The following is a 16,848-nucleotide window of genomic DNA, read 5'->3' as shown; positions in this document are numbered from 1 at the left end:
CAACTCAGGAAGCAAAATGTCGGCCCTTTTCTCTGATGGATTCCGGCGTCGCGCCCGTCCATTGCTTGAATGCGCGGGAAAAGCTCTTTTCGTTGAGAAATCCCACTCCCAGCGCGATTTGCTTGATGGGTCTGGACGTTCTGTTCAGCAACTCAACGGCCCGGTCCCGCCGAATTTCATTCTTCAGGGCCTGCAACGAGGTGCCTTCTTCTTGCAACTGCCGATGCAAGGTCCTGGGCGAAACATGGAGTTCCATGGCCAGCGACTCGCCAGTATGCGGGCTATCGGGTTGCATTCTCAAAAGTTCGCGCACCCGCTGCACCAGTAGCCGGTCCCGCCGATAGGGAAATATCGTGAGAGGAACCGCGTGCTGGAGCATCTTGTTCAAGGCTCGGTCATCCCGGCGAATCGACAGCGCCGCGTATTGAGGATCGAAACTGATCCTGGCGGACTCGGAACGGAAATGCAGTGGACCGGGAAAGAGCATCCGATAGACCTCGATATGCCCCAAGGCATCGACAGGGAAACAGGCTTCCAGCAAAGGTATCCGCGAATTCACCGCCCAACAGGCATAACCGAGAACATACCGAAAGAGCGTGGCGAAGCAGAACTCCTCCATTTCGCCCAAATCCCGATTGACCTGAATCGCGATGGACGCCGCCGATCGGGTTACGGTGAATTTCAGTACGATGTCATCCGTCAACAAGCCGTGATAGCGACACCATCTTTTCAGGGCAACTTCCAGGGTTGGCGATCCGAGGGCAGCCCGACATAACATCCCATAACTACCCCACGGCAGTCGGCGCGAAAACCATCCCAGCGCCTCGTCGTCCAATTCCTGGATGGCAATGCCGAACAGGGTTTGCATTTGCGAGCCAGTGACGCGGTTTCGCGGGTCCGACAGGAATTCTGGCGCAATCCGTGCCCGCCGCAGCGCATCACCCGGGTCTTTGCCGTAGCGCCGATAGGCCGCCACAATGGCTTGAACGAACGCCACGGGCGTTATCGCAACCTCAGTCATCACCGGCTACTCGTTTTGCGTCAAATCACAATACCATTCAAAGTGGCATGAATTGCAACCATATTGGCAAATCCCGCCTTCCAATTCTATTTACCATTGCACTCATCGAAAGCGGTGGGTTCCGATGCGATCATGCCGTGCCCACCGGCCCGCAGCGGCCGGCGAGTCCCTCGGTGTGGCGCGGCTTCTCGCCGCAGGAACCGCTGTAAAGGCGTATTATTCAGCGCATAAAGCGCATTACTTTTAAGGAGAATCCTTATCTATGTCCGCGGTCATCAGCTCGTTCAGACCCCCCATGCCCGGTGTCGATCAAGTTCGGCCCCGGCACAAGGTTCGCTTCGTTACCGCCGCCAGCCTGTTCGACGGCCACGACGCCTCGATCAACATCATGCGCCGCATCCTGCAGGCCAGCGGCGCGGAAGTCATCCATCTGGGCCACAACCGCTCGGTGGAGGACATCGTGACCGCCGCCTTGCAGGAAGACGCCCAGGGTATCGCCATCAGTTCCTATCAGGGCGGCCACGTCGAATTTTTCAAGTACATGATCGACCTGCTGCGGGAGCGTGGCGGCGCCAATATCAAGGTCTTTGGCGGCGGCGGTGGCGTCATCGTGCCCGAGGAGATCCACGATCTGCACGAGTACGGCGTCGCCCGCATTTTCTCGCCGGAGGACGGCCAGGCCATGGGCCTGCAGGGCATGATCGACCACATGATCACGGTCTGCGATATCGATCCCGCCCAGTACGCACCCCAGACCCTCGATGAGGTCCAGGCCGGTGACTGGCGGGCGCTGGCCCGATTAATCAGCGCGCTGGAAAATCAGGCGCTCGCCCCGGCGCTGCGCCAACAAGTGCTCGATCAGGCTCAGGCGCGCATCGTGCCGGTGCTCGGCATCACCGGCACCGGTGGTTCCGGCAAGTCCTCGCTGACCGACGAACTGGTGCGGCGCTTCCGGCTGGATCAGGACGACCGGCTGAAAATCGCGGTGATCGCCGCCGACCCCTCGCGCCGCAAGACCGGCGGGGCGCTGTTGGGTGACCGCATCCGCATGAACGCCGTGACCGGTCCCAATCTCTACATGCGTTCGCTGGCGACTCGCGCCGCCGGCAGCGAAGTCCCCGAAACCTTGGGCGATATTCTCGCCGCCTGCAAGCTGGCCGGTTTCGACCTGCTGATCGTCGAAACCTCCGGCATCGGCCAGGGCGACGCCGCCATCGTGCCGCTGGTGGATCGCTCGCTGTATGTGATGACCCCGGAATTCGGCGCTGCTTCGCAACTGGAAAAGATCGACATGCTCGATTTCGCCGACGCGGTGGCGATCAACAAGTTCGACCGCAAGGGCGCCGAGGACGCGCTGCGCGACGTGCGCAAGCAGGTGCAGCGCAACCATAAGGCGTTCGGCCAATCGCCGGACGACATGCCGGTTTACGGCACCATCGCCGCCCGTTTCAATGACGACGGCGTGAGCGCGCTCTATCACGGCGTGGTGGGGCTGCTGCGCGACAAGGGGCTGGAACTGCTGCCGGGCCGCTTGCCGCCGGTGGTGAACAAGGCATCCAGTGCTCAAACCGTGATCGTGCCGGCGGCCCGCGCCCGCTATCTGGCGGAAATCGCCGACACCGTGCGCGGCTATCACCGACAGGTGGAGGAGCAGGTTGGATTGATCCGCCAGCGCCAGCAGTTGCGCGCGGTCAAGGTGTTGCTGGAAACGACGGGTAAATCCAGCGCCGATCTGGACCCATTGCTGGAGCAGGTCGAAGCGCGGGTGGACCCGCACGCCCGCAAGCTGGTGGACATGTGGCCGCGGGTGCGGGAAAGTTACCTGGGTGACGAGTATGTGGTGAAGATTCGCGATAAGGAGATCCGCACGCCGTTGACCCATCGCTCGCTGTCCGGCACCCGCATTCCCAAGGTGGCGATTCCGCGCCTGGAGGAGCATGGTGAGCTGCTGCGCTGGATGATGCGGGAGAATCTGCCCGGCAGCTTCCCCTATACCGCCGGGGTGTTCGCCTTCAAGCGCGAAAACGAGGACCCGACCCGGATGTTCGCCGGCGAAGGCGACCCGTTCCGCACCAATCGCCGTTTCAAAAAACTGTCCGAGCACGCCGAGGCCACCCGGCTGTCCACCGCCTTCGATTCGGTGACGCTGTACGGTTGCGACCCGGACGAACGGCCGGACATCTACGGCAAGGTCGGCAATTCCGGCGTCTCCATCGCCACCCTGGACGATCTCAAGGTGTTGTATTCGGGCTTCGATCTGTGCTGCCCGACCACTTCAGTATCGATGACCATCAACGGTCCCGCGCCGATGATTCTGGCGATGTTTTTCAACACGGCTTTCGATCAGCAGATCGAGAAGTTCGAACGCGACAATCACCGGCCGCCAACCGACAACGAGATCGAGAAAATCAGGGAATGGGTGTTGGCTAACGTTCGGGGCACGGTGCAGGCCGATATTCTCAAGGAAGATCAGGGTCAAAACACCTGTATCTTCTCCACCGAGTTCGCGTTGAAGATGATGGGCGACATTCAGGAATATTTTGTCCATCACGGCATCAGGAATTTCTACTCGGTCTCGATTTCCGGCTATCACATCGCCGAAGCCGGCGCCAATCCGATTTCACAACTGGCCTTTACCCTGGCCAATGGTTTTAGCTACGTCGAATCCTATCTGGCGCGCGGGATGCACATTGATGACTTCGCCCCGAATCTGTCGTTCTTCTTCAGCAACGGCATGGACCCGGAATACGCGGTGATGGGTCGGGTGGCGCGGCGGATTTGGGCCGCGGCCATGCGCGACAAGTACGGCGCCAACGAGCGCAGCCAGAAACTGAAATACCACATTCAGACCTCGGGCCGTTCGCTGCACGCCCAGGAAATGGATTTCAACGACATTCGCACCACCTTGCAGGCCTTGATCGCCATTTACGACAACTGCAATTCCCTGCACACCAACGCCTACGACGAGGCGATCACTACCCCGACCGAGGAATCGGTGCGGCGAGCCATGGCCGTACAGTTGATCATCAATAAGGAGTGGGGTTTGGCGAAGAACGAGAACCCCAATCAGGGTGCGTTCATCATCGAGGAATTGACCGACCTGGTGGAAGAAGCGGTGTTGCGGGAGTTCGAGCGGATCAGCGAGCGCGGCGGAGTATTGGGGGCGATGGAAACCGGCTATCAGCGCGGCAAGATTCAGGAGGAATCGCTATATTACGAAACCCTCAAGCACGATGGCTCGTTGCCCATCGTCGGCGTCAACACTTTCCGCAACCCCAACGCCAAGGGTGATCAAATCAAGATCGAACTGGCCCGTTCCACCGAGGAGGAAAAACAGAGCCAGTTGCGGCGGCTGCGGGAATTCCAGGCGCGAAATCACCCGGAGGGCGAGCGGATGCTGGCGCGGCTGAAACAGGCGGCCATCGCCAACGAGAACCTGTTCGCGGTGCTGGTGGACGCGGTGCGCTGCTGCTCGCTCGGGCAGATTACCAACGCCCTGTTTGAGGTCGGCGGACAGTACCGGCGGAATATGTAAAGCCAAACGCAAAACCAGCCGGTCGGGACCGCCGATAAACGGGGAACCTCACCGGCTGGGACAGCCCCAATGATGGAAAATCTTTCTTCACCTTCAATGGCACTGGTGTCAAGGCATGGTCGGAACGATTCAATAACCATACAATACGACGCTTGGAAACGACTTTAAAACCTCATTGGATTACACGCCCAGGGAGCCGTAACACCGTGAACTTTCGCATGCTGCTGAGTCTGGTTCTGCTGACCGGCGTCTGGTTTTACCCGATGGCGAGTTTCGGCGCGCCCAACGTGCCCGAGTCCACCCAGGCCACGACGCCACCTCCCAAACGTTTCAATTTCGCCGATGTTCGCCGCCGCGCCGAAATGCTGGCGACCCAAGCCTTTCAAGAACAGAGCAACACGCTGCCCGATTTTCTCAAGCATCTGGATTACGACCAGTACCGTGACATCCGCTTCCGGGCGGAGAAGAGCCTGTGGCGCGACCAATCGCTGCCGTTCGAGATCCAATTCGCGCCGCTGGGCTTCCTGTTTTTCCAGCGGGTGGCCATCAATGTAGTCGATGAGGGCGAGAGCCGGCCTTTGGAATATGCCAACAATCTGTTCGATTATGGCAAGAACGAGGTGCCGGAGGAACTGCCCAAGGATTTGGGGTTCGCCGGCTTCAAGGTGTTGTATCCGCTGCATACCGACAGCCATTACGACGAGGTCGCGGTGTTTCTGGGCGCCAGCTACTTTCGCGCCGTCGGCCAGAATCAGAATTACGGTCTCTCGGCGCGTGGCCTGGCCATCGACACCGGCCTGACCAAACCCGAGGAATTTCCCTATTTTCGCGAGTTTTGGCTGGAGAAACCCGACAAGGACGCCACCGAATTAACCGTGTACGCACTGTTGGACAGCCAGAGTCTGACCGGCGCCTACCGCTTCGTCATCAAGCCGGGCGTCAATACCCAGATCGATGTCAAGGCCAATCTCTTTATCCGCGAAGGCGTGCGGAAACTCGGCGTGGCGCCGCTGACCAGCATGTTTTACCACGGCGCCTTGAACGAGCGGTTCTTCGACGATTTCCGCCCACAGGTGCACGATTCCGACGGTTTGCTGATGGCCACCGGCGACGGCGAATGGATTTGGCGGCCGCTCAACAATCCGACCCGGCTGCGTATCAGCGCCTTCCAGGATAACAACCCGCGCGGCTTCGGTTTGTTGCAGCGCGACCGCGATTTCGACGACTACCAGGATCTGGAGGCGCATTACCACACCCGGCCGAGCGTCTGGATCGAACCCGAGGGCGAGTGGGGCAAGGGTTCGGTGCACTTGATCGAAATCCCCAGCACCGCCGAACGCTACGACAACATCGCCGTGTTCTGGAATCCGAAAAAACCGGTCGAGGTCGGCCAGCAACTGGAGTTTAACTACCGCCTGTATTTCTCCCTCGACCTGCCGAGCCTTTCTCCGGGTGGTCATGTATTGACCAGCCGGGTGGGCGCCGGCGGCGCCGGCGATCTGGATGCCTCGCGGCGGCGCTTCGTGATCGATTTCGGCGGCGAGGCCCTGAGCAAATTGCCGGAAGAGACTCCGGTAAAGGCGATGGTCAACGCGTCCGCCGGCCAGATTCAGAACGTCGTGGCCCAGAAAAATGCCTACACCCAGGGTTGGCGCGTGTCCTTCGAACTGCTGCCGCAGGGAAACGACTCGGCTGAACTGCGCTGCTTTCTGAAGCTCGGCGACGACGTATTGACCGAAACCTGGAGCTACCAGTGGACCGCGCCCAAATGAACGCGGCGATGTTGTATCTGGCGCCGCCGGTGGCGCCGTTCCATGATGGGGTGTTGCTCGGCCGCTTGGGTGCCTACTGGCGGGCGCTGGGGGTGAGCGACCCCGATCAGATCGCGGCGCTGAGCGAACAGGCGCTGCGCCGCGGTCTGCCCGATCGGCTCGAATCCCCGGATCCGCTGACGGGAGCGTTGGTGGCGGCACGGGAGCTGCTGGACGATTGGCTGGCGCGGACGCTCGACCTGCCCCGGCAACCACGGGCACTGGCGGCGGCACGGGCGGCGCTGCTAAGCGGCGCGGTGCCGGATTGGCCGGCGGTGTTGTTCGCGCCACCCGACGCCGCGCGGGACGTAACCGATGCCTTGCGCGCGGCGGTGGCCGAGCCCGTTCCGGCGCCCGCTCCCGGCGCCATGCCGGTCCAACGGATCGAACTGTTCTCGCTGCTGGACCCACTGCGTCGCTGGCGGCGGGGCCTTTCCTCTCCTTCCGAAAAGACGCCTTCATGACCTCATCCGTTCGACCGCCGGCGAAGGGGTATGCCCTCCGGCGATCAGTATTCTTGCTGCTGACGAGCCTGACCACGCTGATCGCCCTGGGACTACTGGTCAGCGTGTTCCAAAGCAACGGTTTCAGCCCGATGGAACTGCTGCTGCTACTGCTGTACACGATTCTGATCGGCTGGATCTGCGTATCGTTCTGGACGGCGCTCATGGGTTTTTTCACGATCCTGTTCGGTCGCGACCGCTGGGCGATTTCCCGCCAGCCGCCAGCCGCGCCGCCCGACCCCACCGCGCCGCCGCCGCGCACCGCGATCCTGATGCCGATCTACAACGAGGATTCGGAGCGGGTATTCGCCGGCCTGCGCGCCATCCATCAGGCGCTGGCGGAAACCGGCCAGTTGGCGGGCTTCGATTTCTTCATCCTCAGTGATACCCGCGATCCCGACGTATGGGTCGAGGAGGAGCTGCGCTGGCAGGACATGGTGCGAGCGCTGGACGGCAAGGGACGGATTTTCTACCGCAACCGGCCGGAGAACACCGACCGCAAGAGCGGCAACCTGGAGGATTTCTGCACCCGCTGGGGCGGCGGATACCGCTACATGATCGTGCTGGACGCCGACAGCATCATGAAAGGGTCCACGCTGACGGACATGGTGCGGCTGATGGAGTGCCATCCGAAAGTGGCGCTGATCCAAACGCCACCGGTGCCGGTCAACCGCGAGTCGCTGTTTGCCCGCATCCTGCAGTTCGCCGGCAGCATCTACGGACGGATGTTCACCGCCGGACTGAACTATTGGCAGCTCGGCGAGAGCAACTACTGGGGCCACAACGCCATTATCCGGGTACAGCCGTTCCTGGAACACTGCGGTTTGCCGAAGCTGCCGGGCCGGGAGCCGTTCGGTGGCGCGATCCTCAGCCACGACTTCGTCGAGGCGGCGCTGTTGCGGCGGGCCGGCTGGGAGGTGTGGCTGGCCTACGATCTGGAAGGCAGCTACGAGGAAATTCCGCCAACCCTGATCGACTACGCCAAACGCGACCGCCGCTGGTGCCAGGGCAACCTGCAACATCTGCGGCTGGCGCTGGCCCACGGTTTCAACAGCTTGAGCCGACTGCATTTCTCGATGGGCGTCATGTCTTATCTGGCCTCGCCGCTGTGGCTGCTGTTCCTGCTCGCCACCGGCGTGGAGGCGTTCATCCAGACCCAGCAGGAGACGATCTATTTTTTCGGCGAGAACTGGATACCGGTATGGCCGGTGTCGTTCGCGGTGGAAATGACCACCGTGCTGCTGGTGACGCTGGTCATGCTGTTCCTGCCCAAGCTGCTGGCGTTGCTGCTGCTGCTGAAGGACGATCAGCTGCGTCGTAGCTACGGTGGGATGTTTGCGGCAACTCTGAGCGTGGTGCTGGAGACGGTGTTTTCGGTGCTGACGGCGCCGGTGCTGATGCTGTTCCAGACCAAGTTCGTGTTGGCGATCCTGCTGCGCCGCGCCGTCGGCTGGCCGACACAGCAACGCGGCGATCACATGACCAGCTTCAAGGAAGCAGCGCTGGCGCACGGCGGGCATACCCTGACCGGCGTTATCGCCGGTGTGCTGAGTTATCAATACATGCCGGCGTTTTTCTGGTGGTTCACGCCGGTACTGCTGGGTTTGCTGCTGTCGATTCCGGTTTCGATGCTATCCAGCAGCATTGCCCTGGGCCGCAAGTCGCGCGAGCTGGGCCTGTTCCTGACGCCGGAGGAAACCGATCCACCGCCGGTGCTGCGCTACCTGGATGAGAATCTGCGGGAGACCGATCCGGTGCTGCCGGTGTTGTGGGATCAGCCGACCAGCCGTTTCGTCCAGGCACTGACCGATCCCTACGTCAATGCGCTGCACTTGTCGCTATTGCCGGAGAGCGAGCCGCCTGGCAAGCGCCGCCGGCATTATCTGGAAGGCTTGATTCATCAACTGGAGGAAGAAGGTCCCGACAGTCTGAGCGCGGGGCAGAAGCGTGAGCTGATTTCGGACCCGGACACCCTGCTCTGGTTGCACGCGCTGTTTTGGAGCCGGCCGCCGGCCAACGCCGGGATGTTGCCGTAGCGGAGTCTTGGGCACTGGCGGGCTTGGAGACGCGCGGTTACAATCCCGATCACCCGGAGAGGTGGCAGAGTGGTCGATTGCGGCGGTCTTGAAAACCGTTGACCCGCGAGGGTCCGAGGGTTCGAATCCCTCCCTCTCCGCCAAGTTGCAATCCAGCCGCGCTGCATTCTCCCCGGCTCGTGGGCGGCAAGCGCGGGGTCGCCCGCACTGCCCAGCAATAAGCGCGTTTGGCCCACGGATTGTGCCAAATTTGCACCACGCTCGATGCCTCCAAAGTATAGATCGCCGAGACTGAACGCGCTCGATTTACCACCCGGCTCCAGGGCGTTTGGGCACGATCCAGTGTGCCAAATTGCTCCCTGACCCCGACCTGCCAGACTGCCCTCCCCATCCCCACGCCCGCTTGGCGGCGCGCGTCATTGCGCCCCTCCAACGAACCAGCGCCAGCGTCTACAAAAACTTTACAATAAAGTCGTTGACTCTATAATAGATTTTAAATATAATGAAAAAATCTATATAGGAGCAATTTCATGCAGGCATTTCGAATCAACCCCGATGCGCCCAGTTGGGCAAAACGCGCGAGCCAGATCATGTCGCGGCGCGGTGTCACGAAGAAAGATCTCCCAAAAGTGTTCGACCGAGCGTTGGTAACCACGGAGCACTATTTAGGGGGTCGGCTGAAGCCGTCGCCGGAGCAAATGTTTCGGCTAGCGGCATTTTTGAATACGACCGTCGAGAACCTTCTTGGTGACGCGGAGCTGACCTTCCCCAAGGAGGACCCCTCGATCCCGATCCGCGACATGCTCAGTTTGCGGGCCATGAACGACCCAATCGTGGACGAAGAGCTGCTGGGCCGCGAGCCGACCGCCGAGGAACTGACCGCGCTGGTGGCGCAGGTCAATGGCCCGTCGGACCCGGAAGACGCGGAGCGCATCGTGCCGCCGGGGGCTGTGAGCGAATACGCCTTCGGGGTTCGGGTTTTGGGCCGGGCTGCCGAACCCGAATTTCGGGACGGAGAAGTCCTGATTATCGACCCACTGCGCAACGACCTGAAAACCGGTGATTTTGTGCTGTACCAGCAAAGCACCGAGGCGTTGCCGACGATCCGGATGCTGGTCATCAGGGCGGGAAAGCGGTTCCTCTACCCTGTGCCGGATAGCGTGGCACACCCGCCGATGGAGGTGCCAAAAAACGCCTGGTTCCTGGAGAAGATTTTGGCGAAAGCGAAAATCTATGCTAAGCCGGAGTGCGACAATGACGACGCCCCACGTTGAGCTGCGCAAACGCCGATTCGAGGTTCTCGCACAGCGCGTTCAGCGCGTGGCCCGCTGGTTGCCGTGTGAGTTCAGCGCGGGCGCTGTCGATTGGCTAAGGATTGCCGGCGCCTCGGGATCGCCCGAGGCCATGTCGCGAGCCTTGCGTGGGCTCGACTACATGCGAGGGCGCGCGGCGGCGGAGCGTTGGCCGCTGACGGTACTGCAGAAGTGGGCGCTCAACGAGGTGCGGGCTGAGCTTGAGCGATTCCAGGCGGGGTCTCCCGTATTGAGCTGAGACCTTCCGACCTTCCGACCTTCCGACCTTCCGACCTTCCGACCTTCCGACCTTCCGACCTTCCGACCTTCCGACCTTCCGACCTTCCGACCTTCCGACCTTCCGACCTTCCAAATTCAAAAACTCACGCAGCGGATCAGGACACGGACGTTTGCAGGACGCAAAAAAATGCCCCACCCGGCCAGAGGTGGGGCTTGTGCAGACGCCTAGCGAAATGGACGGCGTCTTCGGCACGAAGGTACTAGGCAAGGATTATTTTATGGAAAACACTGCAATAAATCAAGAAGTTATTTCGCCTGCCGCCGCGCGCGTCGTCGCTCAATCCCCCCTGGAGGACGCCTTGCGCTACGCCAGCCAGTTCGGTTGGGCCGTAGTGCCTTACTACCCGATCCGCAACGGCCAGTGCGCCTGCGGAAATCCAGATTGCAACAGCCCAGGGAAGCATCCGATTTCGGCTTTAGCCCGCCACGGTTTCAAGGACGCCACTCATGATCCGAAGCGAATTCGGGGTTGGTGGTCAGGAGATTGGGCCGACGCCAATATCGCGATCGCCACGGGGTCTGTGTCGGGCGCGGGTCAGTCGCTCGTGGTGGTCGATGTCGATACCGGGTCCGGCAAGCGGGGCCGGGAGACCTTGGCCCAATTGCAATCCGAACACCCGGACGGCTGGGATACCTTGCAGGCCCAATCCGGGGGCGGCGGTGTCCACTACTACTTCAGATCCCCCCGTAAGCTGCGGGGGGGCAACAACAAACTCGGGGATCATATCGACGTCAAGACCGATGGCGGCTGCGTACATGTCGCTCCATCCAGCCACATCAGTGGCGGGCAATACACCTGGGTAAACGAGAAGCCCATTGCCCCCCTGCCGGAGTGGATGGCGGCCATACTGGAACCTCGTTCCAGCCCCAGGCCGCCCAGTGCGCCTGATGAGACGGCTGATGCCGCCACCATTGCCCGGGTGACCGAAGCCCTGACCCACCTCGATGCCGACGATTACGATCGGTGGCTACAGGTCGGCATGGCACTGAAACTGGCGGGCCTCCCATTGGAGGTTTGGGACTGCTGGTCGCGTGGCAGCGAAAAGTACGATGAGGCGGCCTGCGAGGCGAAATGGGAGAGTTTCCAGCGGGAGATGGAGGGCGAGGTGGTTCGGCTGGGGAGCATCTTCTATTGGGCCTGGGAGGCCGGTTGGGCGGGTGGCGGGACCTGGTGCGAAGCAGAGCTGGAACATGCTCAGGAAGCGGTATCGCAGGCGATCGCCCGGGTGGAAGCCGTGGACAGCGCGGAGGCTCGTAAAGTGGCGGCCCGGGAGATGCTCCGGCATGGGGCTCTCGCGCTTGCAGGCTTAAAGGATCACCGGCGAGCGGCTTACATCGAGGCGCGCGAGCGGCTGCAACCCCTGACCGGGCTCGGCAGACGAGATTTCGACGCTGTGGTAGTGCAGGAGGCGCAGGCGCACCGGCAGACAGTTCTCGGACAGGGGGAAGATGCCCGGACGGCGTTCCTGCGGCGTTTCGTTTATCAGACCAAGGACAATATTTATACCTGCCTGGAGACGGGGGTGTGTTTCTCACCGAAAGTCTTCCGAATGCTTGCCGAGCAAGCTTGCCCAGGGCTGTGGGAGGGGCGGGACCCGGAAATGGACTTCGCGGGACTCGATGGGAGCCTGTTCGTGCGCCACGATGTTTATGAACCAGGAGAAATCCGCATTATCGAGGCGGAGTCCACCGACGGGGTCGTCGCGCCATTGATTAACGTCTACAACGCCCCGGGCCTCCCGGAACCCCGCTATGGCGCAGCGCGGGAAGCACTATTCCTGGATCACCTCTATTACATCAGTGGGGGAGACCCGATCTTCGTCGAGTACCTGCTGAATTGGATGGCTACCTTGATTCAGAAACCAGGGCAGCGGATCAACAGCGCCCCCGTTCTTATCAGCGCGGCGCGAGGGACCGGTAAGTCCTTCATTGGCGACGTCATGACCCGACTGCTGGGGGAGAAGAACGTGGGGGTCCTCTCGAACCACGATCTGACCAGTTCTTTCCAGGACGGCCTGGGCTTCAAGCAATTGCTGATGGTCGAGGAGGTAAAAGTCTTCGAGAACCAGTACGGGCTGATGGACAGCCTGAAGGGGTACATCACCAATCAGCGGATACCACTCAACCGGAAAAACCGGGCCTCGATCACAGTAAAAAATGTTGGGAACTGGATCTTCTACAGTAACCACGAGGATGCGCTGCGGATCGACACCCAAGAACGCCGGTACGCTGTGGCGATCAACTACGAACAACCGAAATCGGAGGGGTATTACAACCAGTTGTTCGGGACGCTGCTGGATGCGGCTGACGAAGGCCCTGCCGCGCTGTTGTACCTGTTGCGGAATAGGGATCTGACGTCATTTAACCCTTACGCGCCCGCGCCACACACCAAGGCCCGCGACGAAATGATCGACAACACCCGCCCCGCCTTGGAGTCAGCGGTGATCGAGGGCTTCGAAAAACTGCTTGAGGGGAATCCACACATCGAACTCATGACTTTTGGAGAGGCATACCGCCACACCAAACAATTTGTCCAGTTCGCCCAAGGGATCAAAATCGGGTCGGGAGTTTCGCAGCACCGGGCAACCAAAGCTCTGGATGTGGCAGGGTTGGTGAGACTCAAGGGGCAGAAGCGCCTGACTCAGGGAGACGGATCGAAGCAAAAACACATAATCTACTGTGTGAGGAATCACGAGCGTTGGGCGGAAGCGTCCGAGAACGACATCGACGCCTATTTCCAGGCTACGCTGGCGGCAAGGATGGTCTTCAAGCACTGACATTCGTCCCAACCAAAAAGGGCTGCCTTCGGGTGGCCCTTTTTTCGTTGATCTTCCTTAGCGTTGCCTACGACTTTCGAGGCGCCCCTGTGGGAGCAAACGACCCCGCAGGGAGTGGGATCTGATCGATCCGATGCAGATACCAGGCAGTAGGGGGCGTTGCCTACGACTTGAGCCAATTTGCCTACGTTTGCCTACGTTCTGCCTACGACATTTTTCCTTATAAATCAACGGTGCCTACGATGCCTACGACTTTTACCCTATGAGGAATTGGGGGAAAAAATATAATTTAGCTGTGTACCTATAAAGCTACAGTAGCATCTAGGACATGGCGCACCACGAACTTAAATAATATTCTGTGAGACGCGATGTTCGACTTTTCAGGCGATCAGGCTCTCAAACTGCAGGTCTGACCGACCGATTTGCCGGTTCATGAAAATACCCAAGGTGTGCGCCAAGATTTTTCGGGCGATCCGACTCGTCAAGTGCCAAACATCCCGCGCCCGGATTTTCTCAAAATGAAACTGCTCGGTCAGTTGACCGATGACGGTTTCCACGAGGCGGCGGGTTCTCGTCAGTTGTTGGATGATCCAAGGCGCACGGGAATCGGCCATGTTCGCCCGCAAGGGGGTTTGCAAATCGATCCCCGTGGTTGCCAGTTCCGCCTGAAGACAGGCGCTCAGGTATCCCTTGTCGCCAATGACCAAGCCGTGAACGCCGTCCGTCAAATCCCAAAGCGCTTCGCGTTCATCACCGGCGGCGGGGGTCACCGTCCACGCCGTGATCACGCCATCGAATGTGATCATCAAGTGACCATGAAGTCCATAATAATACTGCTTTTTTGCCGCGCAATAGCCGAAGCCGGCCGCCTCGGGAAAACATCGGCATTGCGGGGCACGGGTCAGCATACACACCGGCATGGGGCAGCCATCGACGAGGTGAATAGGGTCCGTCACCGCCCCCAAGTCGATCAGCAGATGCCGATGCAGCCGCTGTTTGACGACCCAGAGATTGGCCGCTTGCTGGGCAAACGTGGTTCGCGATCCGAGTCTTGGAAACCACGACGGCCAATGACGACGGAAATACTTCCAGATGCCCACATCGGTATCCAAACCCAGAAACTCACCCACCACCTCCATGGTGATCACTTCGCTGTCCGCCAACTTCGGGGCAAAACCACGCTGGCGCAAGCGATGATCCCCCAGCAGGGCTTCCAGGTGTTCTTCTACCCAGCAAAACACCGTGATGATAAAGTCTTCAAGCGGCATGGCGGTCTCTCCGTGCGGTTGAGGTGGTTGGTTCCTCTCAGCTTAGCTCGCACCGTCATGCCGCATCGGTCTGCCCTCATCTCTCCTCGAAAAAGTCGAACATCGCGTCTGTGAGTGATGTGCGTACCCCCTCCGAAACGTAGGCATCGTAGGCACCGTTGATTTATAAGGGAAAAACTATGATTTAATCGTAGGCAGAACGAAGGCAAATGGCCCAAGTCGTAGGCAGCGTTGATTTATAAGGAAAAATATCGAGGCGAGTCTGAGGCAAACCTCCAGGGACCTCCAGACCGAGGGTGCCGGGACCTCCAGACCGAGGGTGCCGGGACCTCCAGACCGGAGGTGCCGGGGCCTCCAGACCGGGGGGGGGGGGTGGCAAAATACCAACCCGCGAGGCGGATTCCCGACCTATTTTTCTTGACAACTCGTTGAAAATAAAAGACAATGTGCCTCAGCCCTCCCCCACACGCTGCTCCCCCAGCGCCCTGGTCCTTGGTGGGTGGGGGGCTTTTTTCTTTACCTGTTAATTGAACAGTGCTTATTTATAGGTCCTTTGATGTCTGAAGATTCTCTCGTTAATCAAGAACTTGACCGCGATAGCAAGGGGCGCTTTGTGAAGGGCCGCCCTGGCGGTCCTGGACGGCCGCACGGTTATAAGCTGCGGCTGGTCTCCGCTTTCTATCAGACACTTTACGAAACATTTGAGGAACGCGGTAAGGACATCATGGTCCGGGCATTATCGGGGGAGGATCCCAAAGACGCCCTCGGCTTCTTGAAGATGATCTGCGCGTCTCTGCCCAAGCAAGTCGCGCTAACCGACGAAGAAGGCCAGACGCTGAGCCTCAATGCCATCGTAGTCCCCGCCAAGCAGCCGACCGCGAATGTGGAGTCCGACTGACAAGCAGGCGGCCTTCCTGAGTGCTCCCGAGGACGAAGTCCTGTTCGGCGGCAGCGCGGGGGGTGGCAAATCGCAAGCCTTGGTCGTCGATATTCTGGGGTTGCAGCAACACGCCGTCGCCAACCCTCATTACCGAGCAGTCTTGGTTCGGCGTTCCTTTGGGGAGCTCCGTGAGCTGATTGACCGCTCCAGGCAGCTTTACCCCGAAGTCGCACCCGGCGCGGTCTTTAAAGAAACCGAGAAGTTCTGGCGCTTTCCCTCGGGGGCTTTAATCGAGTTCGCCTATGTCGAACACGAAAAAGACAAGCTCCGATTCCAAGGTCGTGAATTCCAGTACCTCGGTGTCGATGAGCTGACACAACTCCCCAGCGAATCGATCTACGAGTATCTGGTCAGCCGGGTTCGTTCCACCGATCCTACCCTCCGCCCCTATGTGCGGGCCACCTGCAATCCGGGTGGCCCCGGTGGCGATTGGGTGCAGAAGCGTTTCCGCATCCCAGATGCCGGCGACGCGACGCGCTTCTCCCTGGCAACGGGCGAGCGGATTCTGACCCGCCGTTTCATCCCCGCCCGGCTCGACGACAACCCTTATTTGCGAGATTCGGGTTACCGCGAACAGCTCATGACCCTCAACGAGCGGGATCGCCGCGCCTTGCTCGACGGCCGCTGGGACCAGATTGAGGACCTGGAGGGTAGCATCTTCCGTAAGGAGCTGGCCGCCGCCTACGCCGAAGGGCGGGTTTGCTCCATCCCCATCGACCCCGCGCTTCCCCTGTGGACGGCCTGGGATCTCGGCCTCTCCGATCAGACCTACATCCTGGTTTTCCAAGCGGTCGGCCAAGAGATCCGCATCGTGGACACCCTCGCGGCCAGCAACGAGCCGCTGGGCTACTACGCCACGGCGTTGCAGCGGTTCAACCACCCGTTTGCCGGCCACTTGCTCCCCCATGACGTGGTGGTGCGGGAGCTATCGACCAACACTTCTCGTCAACAAACCTTGGAAAATTTGGGGGTGCGGCCGATCACCGTGGTGCCCCGCGTCCGGGACCTCGCGGAGGGGATCGAGGCCACCCGGCAACTTTGGCCCAAGCTCTGGATCGACAAAGATCGTTGCCAAGGCTTCCTACAGGCCGTCAGTCGCTACCGCCGTGCGTTTGACCCCCGGCTCCAGGTCTACAAATCCTCACCCGTTCATGGCCCTGAGAGCCACGCTAACGACGCCCTGAGGCAAATCGCCACTGGGTTCGATTTCACTGCCGGCCGTTTGGGCCGCCGCAAACCCCGCAACCCCATCTCGGCCATCCTGCGATGATCTTCTCCAGACTCTCTGAGCGCGGCGTCCGCTTCAAACCCGGACAACTGCCCCCGCATACCCGGAATTTGGCCGGCCAGCGCTTCGGGCACCTC

Annotated in this window: 11 protein-coding genes and 1 tRNA gene; 10 read left to right on the top strand and 2 right to left on the bottom strand. The window is 60.5% G+C overall.

What is annotated here, in order from left to right; translation table 11 throughout:
• Window positions 1–4: 4 nt before the first annotated feature.
• The gene (locus IPM89_14585) at window positions 5–1,021 is read right to left on the bottom strand and encodes an AraC family transcriptional regulator (GenBank protein QQS55949.1); all 1,017 of its coding nucleotides are present in this window, start codon (window positions 1,019–1,021) and stop codon (window positions 5–7) included.
• 295 nt (window positions 1,022–1,316) lie between these two features.
• Here IPM89_14585 and IPM89_14580 point away from each other — a divergent pair, with 295 nt between their 5' ends.
• From IPM89_14580 to IPM89_14545, 8 genes are all read left to right on the top strand, one after another.
• Window positions 1,317–4,556 carry a methylmalonyl-CoA mutase family protein gene (locus IPM89_14580; GenBank protein QQS55948.1) on the top strand — a complete coding sequence of 1,080 codons (3,240 nt, stop codon included), beginning with the start codon at window positions 1,317–1,319 and terminating at the stop codon, window positions 4,554–4,556.
• A 218-nt stretch (window positions 4,557–4,774) separates the two neighbouring features.
• A complete protein-coding gene (locus IPM89_14575) occupies window positions 4,775–6,328 on the top strand; it encodes a glucan biosynthesis protein (GenBank protein QQS55947.1) in 1,554 nt (517 codons plus the stop codon).
• A complete protein-coding gene (locus IPM89_14570; protein QQS54037.1) occupies window positions 6,310–6,831 on the top strand; it encodes a hypothetical protein in 522 nt (173 codons plus the stop codon). Before IPM89_14575 ends, IPM89_14570 begins: the two co-directional genes overlap by 19 nt.
• Window positions 6,828–8,906, top strand: coding sequence for a glucans biosynthesis glucosyltransferase MdoH (gene mdoH / locus IPM89_14565; protein QQS54036.1), 2,079 nt, complete (start codon window positions 6,828–6,830; stop codon window positions 8,904–8,906). The genes IPM89_14570 and mdoH overlap by 4 nt, the downstream gene beginning before the upstream one ends.
• Before the next feature lie 55 nt (window positions 8,907–8,961).
• Window positions 8,962–9,049 (top strand) — tRNA-Ser (locus tag IPM89_14560).
• A 387-nt stretch (window positions 9,050–9,436) separates the two neighbouring features.
• Window positions 9,437–10,180 (top strand): hypothetical protein, encoded by a 744-nt coding sequence (locus IPM89_14555; protein ID QQS54035.1) that lies wholly within the window; start codon window positions 9,437–9,439, stop codon window positions 10,178–10,180.
• Window positions 10,181–10,310: 130 nt separating this feature from the next.
• Window positions 10,311–10,457 (top strand): hypothetical protein, encoded by a 147-nt coding sequence (locus IPM89_14550; GenBank protein ID QQS54034.1) that lies wholly within the window; start codon window positions 10,311–10,313, stop codon window positions 10,455–10,457.
• 196 nt (window positions 10,458–10,653) lie between these two features.
• The gene (locus IPM89_14545; GenBank protein ID QQS54033.1) at window positions 10,654–13,275 is read left to right on the top strand and encodes a bifunctional DNA primase/polymerase; all 2,622 of its coding nucleotides are present in this window, start codon (window positions 10,654–10,656) and stop codon (window positions 13,273–13,275) included.
• A 380-nt stretch (window positions 13,276–13,655) separates the two neighbouring features.
• Here IPM89_14545 and IPM89_14540 read toward each other — a convergent pair whose 3' ends face one another.
• Window positions 13,656–14,543 carry an IS982 family transposase gene (locus IPM89_14540; GenBank protein ID QQS54032.1) on the bottom strand — a complete coding sequence of 296 codons (888 nt, stop codon included), beginning with the start codon at window positions 14,541–14,543 and terminating at the stop codon, window positions 13,656–13,658.
• 556 nt (window positions 14,544–15,099) lie between these two features.
• On the opposite strand from IPM89_14540, the gene IPM89_14535 reads away from it, so the two are divergent.
• Window positions 15,100–15,441 carry a hypothetical protein gene (locus IPM89_14535; GenBank protein QQS54031.1) on the top strand — a complete coding sequence of 114 codons (342 nt, stop codon included), beginning with the start codon at window positions 15,100–15,102 and terminating at the stop codon, window positions 15,439–15,441.
• Window positions 15,425–16,753 (top strand): terminase, encoded by a 1,329-nt coding sequence (locus IPM89_14530; protein QQS54030.1) that lies wholly within the window; start codon window positions 15,425–15,427, stop codon window positions 16,751–16,753. The genes IPM89_14535 and IPM89_14530 overlap by 17 nt, the downstream gene beginning before the upstream one ends.
• The last annotated feature ends 95 nt before the right edge of the window (window positions 16,754–16,848 follow it).

The organism is Candidatus Competibacteraceae bacterium (assembly GCA_016699715.1).
GTDB lineage: Bacteria > Pseudomonadota > Gammaproteobacteria > Competibacterales > Competibacteraceae > Competibacter.
This window is presented reverse-complemented; position numbering and strand designations above follow the sequence as displayed.